Origin of the sequence: Meiothermus sp. (assembly GCF_037443965.1) — a bacterium.
Lineage (GTDB): Bacteria > Deinococcota > Deinococci > Deinococcales > Thermaceae > Meiothermus.
In genome coordinates this window covers 1-15,728 of sequence record NZ_JBBINI010000030.1, presented here as the reverse complement: position 1 = coordinate 15,728, position 15,728 = coordinate 1, and the positions used below count along the sequence as shown (strand labels likewise).

General features: G+C 59.5%; 14 protein-coding genes. 7 read left to right on the top strand and 7 right to left on the bottom strand.

All coding sequences use genetic code 11. From position 1 onward, the window contains the following. Positions 1-19: 19 nt before the first annotated feature. Positions 20-640, bottom strand: a complete 621-nt coding sequence (locus tag WKI89_RS14130) for a hypothetical protein (RefSeq protein ID WP_337870678.1) — start codon at positions 638-640, stop codon at positions 20-22. A 534-nt stretch (positions 641-1,174) separates the two neighbouring features. Between WKI89_RS14130 and WKI89_RS14125 the strand changes: the two genes are divergently transcribed. Together WKI89_RS14125 and WKI89_RS14120 are read left to right on the top strand one after the other, a co-directional pair. Then, a complete protein-coding gene (locus tag WKI89_RS14125; protein ID WP_337870677.1) occupies positions 1,175-2,023 on the top strand; it encodes an alpha/beta hydrolase-fold protein in 849 nt (282 codons plus the stop codon). Between the two features lie 134 nt (positions 2,024-2,157). After that, a complete protein-coding gene (locus WKI89_RS14120) occupies positions 2,158-2,742 on the top strand; it encodes a ParA family protein (protein ID WP_337870676.1) in 585 nt (194 codons plus the stop codon). Positions 2,743-2,806: 64 nt separating this feature from the next. On the opposite strand, the gene WKI89_RS14115 is transcribed toward WKI89_RS14120, so the two are convergent. The 5 genes from WKI89_RS14115 to WKI89_RS14095 form a co-directional block, all read right to left on the bottom strand. Continuing rightward, positions 2,807-4,609 (bottom strand): SPFH domain-containing protein, encoded by a 1,803-nt coding sequence (locus tag WKI89_RS14115; RefSeq protein WP_337870675.1) that lies wholly within the window; start codon positions 4,607-4,609, stop codon positions 2,807-2,809. Between the two features lie 81 nt (positions 4,610-4,690). Then, positions 4,691-5,362, bottom strand: coding sequence for a hypothetical protein (locus tag WKI89_RS14110; RefSeq protein WP_337870674.1), 672 nt, complete (start codon positions 5,360-5,362; stop codon positions 4,691-4,693). A 68-nt stretch (positions 5,363-5,430) separates the two neighbouring features. Next, positions 5,431-6,591, bottom strand: coding sequence for a PatB family C-S lyase (locus WKI89_RS14105; protein WP_337870673.1), 1,161 nt, complete (start codon positions 6,589-6,591; stop codon positions 5,431-5,433). Between the two features lie 208 nt (positions 6,592-6,799). Beyond that, on the bottom strand, positions 6,800-7,927 hold the full coding sequence (locus WKI89_RS14100) for a diguanylate cyclase (protein WP_337870671.1): 1,128 nt from the start codon (positions 7,925-7,927) through the stop codon (positions 6,800-6,802). Between the two features lie 339 nt (positions 7,928-8,266). After that, a complete protein-coding gene (locus WKI89_RS14095) occupies positions 8,267-9,292 on the bottom strand; it encodes an NAD(P)-binding protein (RefSeq protein ID WP_337870669.1) in 1,026 nt (341 codons plus the stop codon). A 104-nt stretch (positions 9,293-9,396) separates the two neighbouring features. Here WKI89_RS14095 and WKI89_RS14090 point away from each other — a divergent pair, with 104 nt between their 5' ends. From WKI89_RS14090 to WKI89_RS14070, 5 genes are all read left to right on the top strand, one after another. After that, on the top strand, positions 9,397-10,071 hold the full coding sequence (locus WKI89_RS14090) for a ribonuclease HII (protein ID WP_337870668.1): 675 nt from the start codon (positions 9,397-9,399) through the stop codon (positions 10,069-10,071). Between the two features lie 356 nt (positions 10,072-10,427). After that, a complete protein-coding gene (locus WKI89_RS14085; protein ID WP_337870666.1) occupies positions 10,428-10,925 on the top strand; it encodes a DUF4384 domain-containing protein in 498 nt (165 codons plus the stop codon). Between the two features lie 145 nt (positions 10,926-11,070). Next, on the top strand, positions 11,071-12,117 hold the full coding sequence (locus WKI89_RS14080) for a rod shape-determining protein (protein WP_337870664.1): 1,047 nt from the start codon (positions 11,071-11,073) through the stop codon (positions 12,115-12,117). A gap of 134 nt (positions 12,118-12,251) precedes the next feature. Beyond that, a complete protein-coding gene (locus WKI89_RS14075) occupies positions 12,252-13,253 on the top strand; it encodes a UDP-3-O-(3-hydroxymyristoyl)glucosamine N-acyltransferase (RefSeq protein ID WP_337870662.1) in 1,002 nt (333 codons plus the stop codon). 31 nt (positions 13,254-13,284) lie between these two features. Then, positions 13,285-14,037: a UDP-3-O-acyl-N-acetylglucosamine deacetylase gene (locus tag WKI89_RS14070; RefSeq protein WP_337870660.1), complete on the top strand. Its 753-nt coding sequence runs from the start codon at positions 13,285-13,287 to the stop codon at positions 14,035-14,037. A gap of 448 nt (positions 14,038-14,485) precedes the next feature. Here the strand turns inward: WKI89_RS14070 and WKI89_RS14065 are convergent, their stop codons facing one another. Continuing rightward, positions 14,486-15,448, bottom strand: coding sequence for a Gfo/Idh/MocA family oxidoreductase (locus WKI89_RS14065; protein ID WP_337870657.1), 963 nt, complete (start codon positions 15,446-15,448; stop codon positions 14,486-14,488). Positions 15,449-15,728 lie beyond the last annotated feature (280 nt).

The window sequence follows — 15,728 nt, the reverse complement described above, 5'->3', positions numbered from 1 at the left end:
AATCTACCTTGGCGTAACTTTATCGCCCAAATGCTATAAGTTCACTGCTCTGCCCGCCAAAATTGCTCTCGCTGACCTGCTTGACCACCCCCACCCCCTCGGCAAACCAGTAGGTGGCCTTGCCGCTAAGGCCGATGCCAAACTCGCCTCGGAATACGGCCTCGACCCGAAGGGCCTCGAACTGGCCGGCTGCTACGGTGATGGTTTCCCTGGTAACAATGCGGTTTTCGACCTCGAGGAAGCCGGAGAGGTCAAACACCGCAACCCGGCCTTTAAGCTCGTAGCGGTAAACCCAGCGTCCCCCCACCTTCCAGGTTTCGCTCTTGGGAATAATAACGCCGGTGAGCTTGGTAAAGCGCATGCTACCGCCCGGAAAGGAAATCTCGCCCTCGGGCAGAATACGCAGCCCCTCGGGTGTACAGGTCCACTGGGTGGTTTCGGTGCGGTCGGTGTAGCGCCGTTGCTCGAGGAGAGAGTCCGCACCGGTTCGCGTGAACGACTGGGTATAGACTTGGTTGTCTCCCAGGTTGCGGTAACGCCAGCGCAGATCGGCCTCGGTGGGATAAAAGGTGCTGGAGCAAACACTGCCCCATGCCAGACTACCTAGCCACACCGCTGCGCAAAAGATCCAGGCTTTCATAGGCCAAGTGTGGATAAAGGGCGGCCGCGCAATGTGGAATCATCTGACAAAAACCCCCTCGCTAAAGAGTTTGTTAACTCAAAACTTGCACCTAAGTGGTTTGGTAAGTTACAGATAGATATACGGTGAAGTTCCCAAAATGAAGCGCTCAAAGCAGCACCCAGATATTAAGGGAGCCAGATCCATCCCAGGAATTAAACTACCGGAGCACTAAGAATTCCCTGCAGGAATCCTCAAACTCCAAACACTGAACATCTGTCATTCCGACGAAGGAGGAATCTGATACGTCACGGAAACAGGCAATTCCCTTGACCGCACCCTAGCAGATTCCTCGCCCACTACGCACCGGAGTGACGGATTCTTTTTGCATAAGTTCCACCTCTCGCACGGTTTTGTATAACTGCAAGTTCTGAGTAAAATATCGCGGTCAGGAAGGGTTGGAAAATAGCTATCCGTCGGCATATCTGGGTAGCCCCTTGGACAAGCCTGTTTGCACGGGCTCGACTTTTGGCGGTAAGCCCGTACAATACGCCAATGGGCTATTCCGCTCAGGCACAAGTATGGAAACCGCATCCCACCGGCCCCGGCCACACGGTGGTGGGGGAGGTGCTGGTGTACGAGGACTTGCACAGCCCACAACTGGGCAACAAGCGCGATATCCTGGTCTACCTGCCGCCTTCCTACCGCAAGAGCAGCCGCCACTACCCGGTGCTGTATATGCACGATGGACAGAACATCTTCGACGAGGCCACCAGCTATGTGGGTGAGTGGCAGGTGGACGAGAGCATGGAAATGCTGGCTCGAGAGGGGATAGAAGCTATTGTGGTGGGCGTTCCCAACATGGGGGTGGAACGCCTCAACGAATACAGCCCCTTCCGCGACCCCAAGCACGGCGGTGGCAAGGGCGAAAAATACCTCAAATTCCTAATCGAGACCGTTAAGCCCTTTATAGACGATGAGTTTCGCACCCTGCCGGGCCGCGAGCACACCGGCGTGATGGGCTCTTCGATGGGCGGCTTCATCAGCCTGAGCGCCTACTACTTTCACCCCGAGGTCTTTGGCAAAGCTGGGGTGGTAAGTCCCGCGTTCTGGTTCGCCGATGGGGCCATCTACAGCTTTGTGGAAAAAGCGCCTCAGGTGCCCGGCAGGCTCTACATGGATGTGGGCTTCCGCGAACTCACCCTCTCGCACGTGAGCAGCCGCCGCTATCTGGAAGGGGTGCGGCGCATGCACCGCTTGCTCTTGCAAAAAGGCTGGCAGCCGGGCCACAACTACCTCTATGTAGAAGATAAGGAAGGTGTGCACAACGAAGCTCACTGGGCGCGGCGTTTTCCCGACATGATGCGCTTTTTGTTTGGCAACAAAGACATGGTTGACCCATAGCGCATCCGAAACCCATTCCAACCCATCTGCGCATTGCGCAATTCATGTTTTGAAAAAGTCCTTTGGGCGTGCAGTAAACAAGGGGCGCCGCATAGGTCGTTTACACACGAGCTGGTATTAGACTAAGGCCAGCCATGCGCATTCTGGTGACATCGCTCAAGGGCGGGGTGGGCAAGACCACCACGGCCATTCACCTTGCGGCTTTTTTGCAACTGCGCGGCCCCACCCTGCTGGTGGATGCCGACCCGGCAGAGGGGGCTTTGGTGTGGGCGCGGCAGGGGGCGGGGCTGCCCTTCGAGGTGGCCAGCCCCGAGGGGGCCAGGCCCAAACGCTTTGAGCACGTGGTGATTGACACCGCGGGGCATCCCAAGGGCAAAACCCTGCGCGAGTACGCCGACAAGGCCGATCTGGTGGTGGTTCCCACCTCACCCGGAATGCTCTCGTTGGTGAGCCTGGAGCAGTTTGCGAAGGAGTTAAGAGGCCTCCCGCTCAAGGCCCTGGTCACGCTGGTGCCGCCCTTTCCTTCGCTGGATGCGCTGCGCACCTTGGGCTACCTCAAGGCCCACAAAATTCCCCACTTCAAGAATGTCATCCATCGCCTGGCTGCCTACGAAAAAGCGGTGCTGGCCGGAACCGTGGTACACAACGTGCCCGATCCCAGGGCGCAGCGGGCTTGGGAGGAGTACGTGATGGTGGGGCGGGAGATTCTGAAGAGATAGCCAGGGGTAAAAACTCAGGCCTTACAGGCCCTCATGGCCGTTTGTTGCTTCTCCCCTCCGTTTCTCAGCTCTCTTTGACCGGGTTTTTATCGGTCGCGGTGTCCTTGTTGGCCATTTGTTGCAGGAGGGCGAACATCTGCTGGAGGAGCTCGTCGGCTTTGCCGTTGGAGCCCTGGCTCAGGCCGTCGAGCAACTGGCCCACGCCCAGCCCCTGGGTGTACTGCTCGGTCATCTTGGCCAAGGTGGTGGGGTCGCCGTAGATGTTCATGTTGCCCTTGCTCATAAAGTTGCCGATGCTGCGGGCCATCTCGGCCTGAACGTCGCGGGCGGCCTGGACTTTGAGCTTTTGTAGCTCGAACTCGAGGGCCGCCGCGCTGTAGGTTTGGCGGTTTTCCAGGGCTTGCCGCTCGACCTCTACGCGGGCCTGCTCCACGTTTACCCTCTCGCGTTCCACATCCACTTCAACCATCTTGTTGGCGGTGAGGCCCTTGGCGATGAGCTCCTGGGCTTCGGCCTCGGCCTTGGCCTTGGTGATGGCCGCTTCGGCCTCGAGCTGGGCGGCAGTTTTGGTGGCTTCGGCTTTCTTCACCTCGGCAAAAGCCGCTACCTCGGCGTCGGTCTGTTTGCGGATGCGCTCTTGCTCGATGGCCTGCTTGGCGGTGATGAGTTTGGTCTGGGCCTCGCGTTCGGCCTGGGCCAGTTGCTGCACTGTGAGGACTTGCTGGTTGGCCTTTTCGCGTTCGGCCTGGGCCTCCAGAGCCTGCTTTTCAGCCTCGGCCCGACGGCGCTCGGCCTCGGTGATGGCGATCTCGCGTTCGCGCTCGGCCAGCGTGACGGCCTTCTCGCGTTCCACGTCGGTGGTTTGCTTCTCCTGTTCTTTTAGCAGCAGCAGTTTGTCACGCTCGATGGCCGCGGCCTGCACAGCCTGTTCGCGCAGAATCTCGGCCTCGCGGGTCAGACGCTCCTGCTCGATGCGGTAGGTGTCGGCCTCGCGCTGCTTGGCGGTCGAGACCTTGGCGACTTCGGCCTGTTGGGTGGCCTCGGCCTCGGCCTGGGTGCGCTCGAGCTCGAGGATTTCCTTGCGGGTTTCCACGTTTTTGAGGGTGATGGCCCGTTTGGCTTCCTGCTCGAGGCGGTTGCGCTCCACCAGGGCCGACTGGGTAATTTCGGTAATCTTGCGCTTGCCCTGGGCGTCGAAGATGTTGGTATCGGAGAGCAGTTCCTGGCTGGTCTGGTCGAGCGAGGAGATCGTCACCGATTCCAACGTCAGACCGTTAGGCTCCAGATCGGAGCGCACCAACTGCTGTACCGAGATGGCGAACTGGTCGCGCTGGGAGTGAATTTCTACCAGGTCTTGTGTCGCCGCGACCGAGCGCAGCGCCGAGACCAGCTTCTCGAAGACCAGGCTCGAGACCGCCTGGGGCGTGACCGATTTTTCGCCCAGGCTGCGGCTGGCATTCACCACCGAGTCCTCTTTGGGCTCGACCTTGATGTAGAACTCGGCCTTTACATCCAGGCGCAGGTTGTCCTTGGTGATCAGGGCGTCGGGGCCTTTGCGCTCGACCTCGAGCTTCATGGTTTCCAGGCTGACCGGCACGTAGCGCTGCAGAATGGGAAAGAAGAAGCCGCCACGGTCAATCAGAACCCGCCGCCCCCCCAGGCCGGTCATTACATAGGCCAGGTTGGCCGAGGGCTTGATGTAAAACTGCTGGATCAGCCAGGCCAGGAGCCCCGCCGAGAGCATCACCAGGCCCAAAACACCACTCACTGCGCTGTTGATGCCCGACCAACCGCGAATGAATTCGCCGCCAAACAAGCTCAGGCCAATCAGTACCAACGAGACCAGAACCAAAATCGTGCTCAGCATGTGTCCTCCGCAACGGCTCTCAAGAAGCGCTGGGTCTTTAGGAAGAAGGGCTACAAGGGCCTATTCAGGGTTACGGGGTAGCTAGGAGCGGGCCGGGATTTCCTCCGGGAAGGGGTGGGCTTGCACATAATAGGTGCCCTGCTTGGGGTCAAAATCCACAACCAGAATCTCCCTGCCGGTTTCGATGGGGGCTTCCCCTGGCAGGGTTTTGCAGACCACCCGGTGAATATTGCCGGTTTTGTCGCGGACGTTGGCGGCTCCGCCGTGGGCATCTATGCGAAAAGCGGCCCGTCCACCGCACCCCACCAGGTCTTGTTGGCGCACGTTACGGCCCCGAGAGCGCACCAGGCTCTGTACCACCGAGGCCACCCCATTGCCCACCAGCCCGGCCCCCAGCAGGCCCAGCACTGCCGCGATGGGGAAGAAAACAGCCGGGGGCAGCCAGGGGCCCAGGGCGGTGTTGACCAGCAGCCCCACCAGGCCCCAGGTTGCCAGCAGGATGGGTAGGAGCAGGGTCAGCGAGGCCCCTTTTCCGAACCCAAACCAGCCCCCCAAGGTTCCCAGCAACGAGCTGGGATGGGTGTGGCCGTCGCCCTGGTGGGCCGGGTCGGGGGTTTCCTGGCCTGCTTCGGCGCTTTGATCGGCCTCTCCAGAGGCCCCCAGGCCGCTAAATACGATGCCCACACTGAGCAAAAGCCCCACCGCCAGGGGTAGCGCGAAGATAAAGTTGTACCACTCGAGTAGGTAGCTCACCCTTTTCTAATGGTAGCCTAAACCCACCCTTCCTGCATGAGTAGCACAATGGATTCGTTGCGCTGGACTCAATCTATGGCCTGGGTCACCCGCGTAATGCGCTCGAGCGCTTCTTGCAAAAGGTTCCGGCTGGTGGCAAAGTTCAGGCGCAGCCAGCCCTCGAACTGCGGCCCAAAAATTTTGCCGTCGTTGAGGCCCACCTTGGCCTGCTCGAGCATGACCTGGTGGGCTTTTTTGCCAAAGGGCGTCGCGCTGAAATCGAGCCAGGCCAGGTAAGTACCCTCAGGGGGCAGGTAGCCTACCTGGGGCAGGTGTTGCCGCATAAATGAGGTGATGAAGTCGCGGTTGCCCTTCAGGTAGGCCCGTACCTCCTGAAGCCAGTCCTGACCGTGCTCGAGGGCGGCCCGCCAGGCCGTCATCGAGAGCACGTTGGGGTGGCCGCCCAGACCTTTGCTCACCGCTGCCATTGCGGCCAGAATCTGCTTGTTGTGGCTGATGGCGACGCCACCCCCCAGCCCGGCGGTGTTGTAGGTTTTGCAGGGCCCGGTCAGGGTGACGGTGCGCTGGGCAATCTCGGAGCCAAGCGAAGCGATGGGGATGTGCGTTCCTTCGTAAATTAGCTCGGCCCAGAGTTCATCCGACATCACCCAAAGCCGGTGGCGCAGGGCAAAGTCGGCCAGTTTTTCCAGTTCGTCCCGCCGGAAGACCCGCCCGGTGGGGTTCTGCGGGTTGCACAGCATCAGCAGCCGGGTGCGGGGGGTTATCAGGCGCTCGAGCTGCTCAAAATCTATCTCCCAGCCGTCCGGAGTGCGGCGTAAAGGGTTGTGCTTGGCAATGCGGTGGTGCTCGGCCAGTACGTTCAGAAAAGGATGGTAGACCGGCACCTGGGTAATCACCTCATCCCCAGGGCTGCTCAAGGCCAGCACGCTGGCGTAGATAGCGGGTACCACCGAAGTGGTGAGCAACAGGTTCTCGGGGGCTAGGTGGGTGAGTCCGTGCTTGCTTTGTTGCTCGATAATCCGATGCAATAGCTGCTCGTCCCCCCGCATCTGTGGGTAGCCCACCCGCTCCTGGAGCCGCTCCGCGATGGCCTGGGAGATGGCCGGACAGATGGGAAAGTCCATGTCGGCCACCCACATCGGCAACACATCTTCGGGGTAAAAGTGCCATTTGCTGCTGTAGCCGTGGGAGTCACGCAGTTGGGCGGGGGTGAGGTGGTCGAGTTGCATGCCCTCAGTCTATCGGCTGCAACTTCTGGGCGATACCTCTTCGGGGTTTGGGTTTGATGGCCGGGTTGCTGTTGAGTGCCCTACCACTGATTGTGCCGTATCCTGGGGCCCCGCAGGAAGCGTAAATAGGTTTTTCAAACAGGAAAACACTGTTTGTCGCACTGGGCCAGGGGCAAAGCTTCCCGTGGGGTACTTACCTGGCTTGATATCATCCCTGCATATCCGGCATGGTGGTGTGCGCCGGGATGATGACGTCTTCGAGTTGCTCCTCGAGTACCACCTGGTTGCGCCCAGCGGCCTTGGCCCGGTACATGGCCTCGTCGGCGCGGCTCAAAAGGGCCGCAACCGTATCGCCCTGGCGGTAGCAGGCCACCCCCAGGCTGAGGGTGACCTGCACGCCCGACATGGGGGTTTCGCGGATGGCCTCGAGCAGGCGCTGGGCCAGGTGGTGGGCCTGATGAAGGTCGGTCTCGGGAGCCAAAATCAGGAACTCCTCGCCTCCCCAGCGGGCCAGGCTGTCGCTTTCACGCAGATGTTGTTGCAGCCGTCCGGCAGCCTCGCGCAGAACCTGATCGCCCACCGAATGCCCGTAGGTGTCGTTGACCCGTTTGAAGTGGTCGAGGTCGGCCAGCAGAACGACAAAGGGACGGTTGTAGCGACGGGCCCGATCCAGTTCATTGTCGAGCTTAATCTGCATGGCCCGTCGGTTGGTCAGGCTGGTGAGGGCATCGGTATGGGCCATCTGGTGCATCTGGGCATAGTGACGGCGCAGATAGGCGAAGAGGTAGAGCAAGCTTAGATAGACGATGTTGGAGAGGGTGAACTGAAGCGCGGTGTTGACAGAGGACACGTTGAGGGACGGGCTGGAAAGGAGGCCGATGGTTCCGGCCATCAATCCCAAAACCAGGTAGGTCAGGGAGAACCGCAGGGCTTGCCTTCGGCTGAGCAGGTTGAAGGCCATCAGATAGACCATTGGAAACCACAAGACGGCGGGGGTGATGCCATCACGCTGGTACAGCTTGTAGGCGGCCTCGTAGTAGAGGCTGAAAATTTCGTAGACCGCGATCGTGCCCAGGGCGATTTGCCAGACCCAGCGAATGTTCTGGGGATTGCGCAAGAGGTAGGCTTCCAGAAGCAAAAAAACCAAGGTCATCGGCAGCAGCAGAAACTGATCGGGAAGCGACAGCTTGCCCGATACCACCGACAAACCCCAGGCTGTCAGGGCGGCAACAGCTCCCAGCGGGAGCAGCCAGAGGGTGAGGCGAATACGCATGCCCTCGAGGGGGTCGGCAACCTCTATTGTGGCGTAAGGGTCGAGTTTACGGCGAGGCGGCATAGTGAGAGAGATTAGAACAATCTACCATTACTGAGGGCGCTTTGTTGATGGGGTTGTTCACGGGTATTTCTCAGCCCATGCCCTATTGTCTCTAGCCTAGCACTTAACCGGGTAAAGTTTTAGGGCAGCGTTTTGCAAAACCACGCATAAGGTGCAATATCATGCAAAAACCCTGTTATTCCTACGCATAGCTTGCCAAGGAATCGGATAGGGTGCAGGTGGGAAAATCGCTTGTGTCGGTGGAGTATTGGCGTTCTCCCTCATCAAAGTTAAGTGATTGAGGCTCGAGGATTTATGCACGGGATTCTTGGGGGCGAGTGCTGGGGGTAGCTAACCCTGCTAGGGTTTGAGGTACTCGATCAGGTATTCGGCGGTGGCCCAGCCGCTCTCGAGTGCGCCTTCGATCCGGGGGCCGACGCACCAGTCACCGCAGAAAATTAGGTCATCCTGGGCCAGATACGGCCAGGGGTGGGTCTGGGTGGGCAGGGCATAGCGCCAGCGATGGGCCATGGCGGTGCGGCACTGCCCCACCCAGTCACCAAAAAGTTCCTGGGCAGCTCCAATCATCTTACCCAGGGCCTCGGCTGGGGAGAGCTCGAGGTTCTCCTGGCTCCAGGCCGCCGAGGCATGCAGCACCAGCACCGGGGGGTCTTGTACAGCCCGCTTGGTGTGGTCGAGGGCGGCCCAGGCCAGCACCGGGTGCTCAATTTCCAGCCCAACCCAGTCCAGGTAGGGCATATGCTCGAGAACCAGTACGGCTGCCCAGCAGGGGGCATAGCGCACGGCCTCGAGGGCCATCCGCACCTCGGGCTTGAGAAATTCACTGGCCAGCTTGAGGGCTTGGGGGGCGGGCATGTTCAGCACCAACACCCGGCCTGCACGAACCCGACCATCCTCCAGCAGCACCTTCCAGCCTGCATCCGACTCGCTTTTGTACAGACCGGTCACCAGCGCGTGGGTTTCCAGCGCCAGCGGTTGGTCTTTGGACTCCAGCCCTTGCAAAAATACCTTGCCCAGGGTGCTCATGCCGTCGGGACAGATGTAGCGGGGATGCCCGGCGGTGCGTGACTTGATGCCCTGTGTATTCAGAATCGGAAAACCCTGGGTCCACTCCCGCACCAGGCCAAGCTGTACCAGATCGGGAATCAGGATGCGCAACTGGTCGTTCTTGGCGGTGAAATACTGGGCGCCGTGGTCCACGCGCACCACTTTGCCATCGAGCTCGAGCACCCGGGTCGCAGCCCGGCCCGAAACCCCTCGAGACTTGTCTAGAATGTGAGCGGAGAGCCCCGCTCGGGACAAGTCCCGCCCGGCTGCCAGACCGGCCAGGCCCGCACCTACAATCAGTACCTCCGTGCCTTCCATTCCCCAAAGAATCGGGCTTTGGGGCCGTTTCGTCAATCGGCTTGTAGCTACCGTAACGCTGGTAGTGTTGGGGCGACGAAAGCCTGGCTTGGTAGGCTGGGGCGGTGAGACCGGTCTTGGAAGCGGCCTGGTGGCAGCTTGGCTTGAGGGTTGCGGGCATAGATGAAGCCGGACGGGGTGCGCTGGCAGGGCCTGTGGTGGCAGCCGCCGTGATTTTGCCGCCCCTCGAGGGGGGCCGGCCCGGGTATCCCTTCAACGATTCCAAAACCCTGAGCGCCCCGGTGCGAGAGGAGCTGGAACCTCAAATAAAGGCGACAGCCCTGGCCTGGGGGGCGGGGTTTGCGGAAGTGGAGGAAATAGACCGGCTGGGCATTCTCAAGGCCACCCACCTGGCCGCTCTGCGGGCCCTCGAGCAACTCCGCGTCCGCCCCCAGGCGCTCCTGACCGACTATTTGCGTATAGAGCGAGAATGGCGGGCCTACCTCGAGAGGCCGCTCGAGGCCCAATACCCCAACACCCCTCCTCTCGAGGCCCGCGTCCTGTTCCGCTGTCCGCCCAAAGCCGACCGCGACAGCCCTACCGTCGCAGCAGCCAGCATTCTGGCCAAAGTGGCCAGAGACCGGCATATGCAGGAGCTCGACCTTTGGTATCCGGGCTACGGCTTTGCCCAGCACAAGGGCTATGGCACGCCCTCGCACCTGCGCGCACTACAACACCTTGGGCCGTGCGCCCAACACCGCCGTACCTTTGCGCCGGTAGCTCAAAGCTCTCTGTTTTAGCGTCAGTTCGGAGATAGAAAAACAGAATAAGCCTGTCGGCACGGCAGACTCACGCTAAAGCCTCCCCTACGCGGTAGGGGAGGTACTGGCTGTCCTTCGGCCAGCTAGGAGGGGTGGGTTCCGAGGTCGTTCATGCAATCTGTGATGGCGTGGACTGGTGCGGAACAAACCCCGCCTACCCACCCCTAGGCGGTAGGGGTGGACTTTACGATGCCGTTCGGCTGATTGACGGGCTTTCAACCTTCGGCTCAACTTTTTCAGCTTGTTGGACAACTTCGAACTGACGTTGTTTTAGGCTTTCTTGAGCCTGGGATGGTTTTGCGAATAGGTGCGCTAGAATTTGAAAGGTGATTGCTATGCGCAAAATGGTTTTGCTGGCCTTGGTGGCCCTATTCCTCGCCAGTTGTTTTCCCGTGGTGCGCCCCGGTGTGACGGTGGGGTTGCGCTTTGGCTTCGAACTCAACCCCATCATTACCCGTTTCGAGCCCGACCGTGGGCGGGCCGCCAGCTACCGGGTGGGCGATAGTGTGCGCTTTGTGGTCAGCCTAACCCGCCCCGGCTACGTGACCCTGGTTGGCATTGACCCAGATGGGGTGACGTACGAGTTTGACCGGGTCTTTCTCAATCCGGGTACGCACCTGCTCTCCGGCCCTCCCGGATTCCGCTACGAGTTGCGTCCTCCCCTGGGTATCCAGCGCGTGCGGGCCATCTACACCGACACACCCCATCCCTCGGGCTTCGTCTTTCGCGGCACCTATAGCTCGGCAGGATGGGATCAACAGACCTCGATCTATATCGAGCGCAGCGGCTCGAGGGTGCGGGACGTAGCCGAGACCTTCTTCTACATCCGCTAGCCATAGATTTTTACACCGTTGGACTGGAATTGATTCCAGTCCGCTTATTCCCCGAGGTCTGGTCAGGAACGCGATTCTGCGTTTGTCCGGAAGCTTTATGGCTTGGTCTTTGTGCTTCTCATCCAAACCTGTACAATGAAGCGCTATGGCTGGGATGTTCTCGTTTCGCGGCGAAGATGTGGGTATTGACCTGGGCACCGCTTCGGTGCTGATTTACATGCGCGGCAAAGGTATTGTGCTGCGGGAGCCCTCGGTTATTGCGATGGTCAGCGATACCAAAGAAGTTAAGGCTGTGGGGGCCGAAGCCTACCGTATGCTGGGACGTACGCCGGGCAACATTGTGGCGGCCCGACCACTCAAAGATGGCGTGATTGCCGATTACACCCTGACCGAGCGGATGCTCACCCTCTTCATCAAGAAAGTTTTGCCCCCCTTGCGCTTTTTTCGGCCCCAGGTAATGGTGGGGGTGCCCTCCGGGGTGACCGAGGTCGAACGCCGGGCGGTGGTGCAAGCGATTGTGGAGGCCGGTGCCAAACGGGCTTACCTAATTGATGAACCCCTGGCGGCTGCAATTGGGGCTGGTATCAAGATTGCCGAACCTACCGGCAGCATGGTGGTGGATATTGGAGGGGGCTCCAGCGATATTGCAGTGATCTCGTTGGGTGGTATCGTGCGTTCGACCAGCCTGCGTATTGCCGGCAACGAATTAGATGAATCCATCATCCGCTACATTCGGGGCAAGTACAACCTCTTGATTGGGGAGCGCACGGCCGAGGAACTCAAGATCAAAATTGGCGCCGCCAAGCGTACCCCTGGGGAACAAGATGCAGTAGCCGAGGTGCGCGGACGCGACCTGATTTCGGGCCTGCCCAAGAGCATCGAGGTGACCACCGAGGACGTGGTGGAAGCCCTTAAAGAACCCCTGGAAAAAATTGTTCAGGGTGTGAAGAGCGTTCTGGAAACCACCCCTCCCGAATTGGTAGCCGACATCATTGACCGGGGCATCCTGCTCACGGGCGGGGGTGCTCTGCTGCGAAACCTGGACTTACTGCTGCAAGAAGCCACCGGGGTACCGGTGGTGGTAGCGGAAAATGCAGTGGAGGCCGTTGCACTGGGTACCGGCAAGGCACTGGACATGCTGCATGTGCTGCGGGATGCGTTGGTCACTTCGGACAACGTGCTCAAGCGCTGATGGGTTATCCCATGCGGTCAGTGTGTCGAGGCTCGAGGGTCAAGGGCCGTAAAGCGAAGCAGCTAGTTGACTGTTGGCGTACTGTAGGGGCCTCAAAATGACCCTGAATCAAGTACCAAAGGCAATAAATCCCCATGCTGCTTTCTGAGATTGCCCGTCAGATTGGTGGTCGCCTCGAGGGCGCTGACCAAGAAATTGCTCGCCTAGCCCCACCCGAGGAGGCTCGAGCCGGTGAACTCGTGGTGGTGCGGGAGGCAAAGTTTCTCGAGGCAGCCTTGCAGAGCAGGGCCGCCTTGCTGCTGGACGAAACCAGCTTTTGTCCGGATACGGTGAGTCGAATTCGAGTCCCGGTGATGCAAAAAGCCTGGCCTGCGGTTCTGGCCCTTTTTGATGCGCCCGAGACCTGGGCCAGGGCTGGAATTCACCCCACTGCCACCGTCGAAGCTGGGGCTACCGTAGATCCTACTGCTTCGATTGGCGCCTATGTGTTGGTGCGAAAAGGTGCCAGCGTTGCGGCAAATGCCGTGATTGCCCCTTTCTGCTACGTGGGGGAGGAGGTGGAAATTGGTCCCCGAACGGTTTTAGAGCCCAGGGTAACGCTCCACCGCCATACCAGGCTTGGAGCGGATTGCCGAATAGGGGGCGGTACCGTACTGGGTGCCATGGGGTTCGGGTTTCAGGATCACCAGCGCCTTCCCCACACCGGCAGGGTGGTGTTGGAAGATGGCGTGGAACTGGGAGCCAACTGCGTGGTGCAGCGCAGTGTGGTGGGGGAGACCCGGATCGGGGCACATAGCAAAATTGGGGATCTTACCAACATCGGCCACAATGTACAGATTGGCAAGGGTGTGATGATGGTGGGTAGCAGTGCCATCGGTGGGAGTTCGGTGGTGGAGGATGGGGTGCTGATGGGAGGCTGGGTGGTGCTTTCCGACCATGTGCGGGTAGGTAAAGGAGCCCGCCTGACGGGTGGTAGTGGGATTTCCAAGCATGTTCCTCCTGGCGAAACCTGGGCCAGTGGAATTCCTGCCCAGCCCATCCGCAAGCATTGGCGGCGCTTGGCCGTACTGGACTGGTTGGCGGGTGCCGAGCGCACGCTGCGGCAACTTCTCAAAGGAACGCAACCGGAAAAATAAGCCTCAAACGACTTTTTAACAGCAAGCACCCATGACGATTCGCGGAATTGGCCTCCACAGTGGTGAACAGGGTACGGTACGGTTTCATCCAGCCGATGGCCCAGTGCGCTTTCGGGTGGGTTCGCTCGAGCTTCGCCCTTTGGCTTCTACAGTGGTAGACACCACCCGCTGCACGGTCATTGGCCATCAAGGCCTCAGACTGATGACGGTCGAACATCTGTTGGCAGCACTCCATATTCGGGGTATCTGGGAAGGTCTGGTGATCGAAGTATCAGGCCCGGAGATTCCAATCCTGGATGGCAGCGCACAGGAATGGCTGGCGGCTTTGCAGGGCTTTCCCGCAAGCGGTCCCCAACCCCAGCCCTTGAGTGGAACTACCCGAATTGAAGAAGGCCGTAGCAACGTACTGGCCCAGCCAGCCGGGACCTTCTCACTCACCACAACGGTTCTTTTTACGCATCCCAAGATTGGCTATCAGCAAGTGCAGTGCCCCCCCACCAGGCTTGAAGAGCTTGCCCCGGCCCGTACCTTTGGTTTTTTGAGTGAGGTGGAAGCGATGCGGGCCAAAGGCCTCATCAAAGGGGCCTCTCTGGACAATGCGCTGGTGTTTAGCGAGCACGATTTTGCCAATACCCCCCGGATGTTGCACGAGCCGGTGTGGCACAAGGCTCTGGATTTTCTGGGAGATTTGTACTTGGCAGGAAGACCCTACCAGGGTCGTTTTGTGGTGCATCGCGGCTCCCATCGGCTGCATGTGGAGCTGGCTAGATTATTGCAAAGTTAGGGTACGAATCCTCATATGAAATCCTTCTGGAACATTCAGCTAAGTATTAACTGGCCGGAGCGCACGAGATATTTCCACCCAAGTTGTATTGTCCCAAAAGCCTTCCCTACGGCATAGGGGAGGTCGGAGGGGTTTGTTATGCTGTTGCCCGCAGGCTTATGTTCGAGCAGTGTCATGGGCATGAGCATATGGGCTTTTCTTGTCCTTCAGTCCCATCAAGAGAATAATACGCATTCCGGCAGTATCGTTCACTTTTGAAAGTCTAAACGATACTGCCGGAATGCACTCCTACTCCCTTCGGTCGGCTTGAATCCTTCACCTTTGACTACGCATGGCGGTGAAGGATTCAAGCGGAAACGGTATCAGCCGCCGCTCGAGCAGGATAAAACCGGGTAACGCCACGGGTGGCCTTGTGCGGATTGTTACCGGGAACCGCTGCTACCACCCTTCACTTGGCCATTACGGGCTGGAGGGCATGCGAGAGCTCCAGGGCCAGCTCGAGGGCCTGCAGGTCGTCCTCGAGGGTCACCAGCGTCGGCTCCCCCCTCTGAATCCGGTCCACAAAATGCTTGAGCTGGCGCCGTAGGGGGTTGTCGTTGTGAATGGCGATGCGCTCAGTCTGTACCTGGGTACGCCCGTTGGGCTCCACCCGGTCGGGGTCGGGTTGTACGGGTGGTGAGCGGTGCAACGAAAGCTCGGTGAACTCACTATTAAAATCCAGTCGTAGCACCTCTCCCGGCTGGGTAATGGTCAGGGAGCGCTCGGCCTGGGGCGAAATTCGACTCGCAGTAAACAGCGCCCGGGCCCCTGAGGGGAAGTCCACCACGGCCTGGGCGTACTCATCCAGCCCCTCCACCTGCCGGCCCACCACGCTGTAGCGCAGCGGCTTTTCCCGCAACAGCAGTAGCACCAGGTCCAGGTCGTGAATCATCAGGTCGAGTACCACCCCAATATCGCGTATCCGACGGTTGTTGCCTATGCGACGGGCCTCGAGCACCCAGGGGGTTTTGACCATGCTCATCAGGTCGTTCACAGCCCGGTAAAAACGCACGATGTGCCCCACCTGCAAGACCACCCCGCGTTTTTCGGCCAGCCGCACCAGCTCCCGCGCCTCTTGCATGGTGCGGGTCATGGGTTTTTCCAACAACACATGCACCCCTGCTTCTAAAAACATGCGGGCTTGTTCGAAGTGATAGGAGGTGGGGGAAGCAATCGAAACCGCCTGCACTTTACCCAGCAGATCTTCGGGATTGGTACAGGCGGGAATTTCTAAATCCTGCTCGATAGCGGCCTGGCGGAAGGGATCGGGATCGGCCACACCCACCAAATGAACCCCTGGCAACCCTGCATATACTTGAGCGTGGTATGTTCCCATGACGCCCACGCCCACAACGCCCACATTTAGCTCCATAGAATCCTCGTAACGTGATGCACAAACCCTGCGTCCCAAGCAGGATGATACACCGGGCGCCCATTTACAACCACTTTTCGCCAGGGTGGCCTTTAGGAATAACTCAGAAAAGCCACAAAGGAGCTTTATGGGTTTATCGTGCCGTTTTATACCGGTTCCGCTTGAACCCCTCACCTTTGGATGTAATCAAAGGTGAGGGGTTCAAGCCGACCGAAGGGAGTAGAAAAGCATTTCGGCAGTATCGTTTAGGCTTTCAAAAGTGAACGATACTGCCGGAATG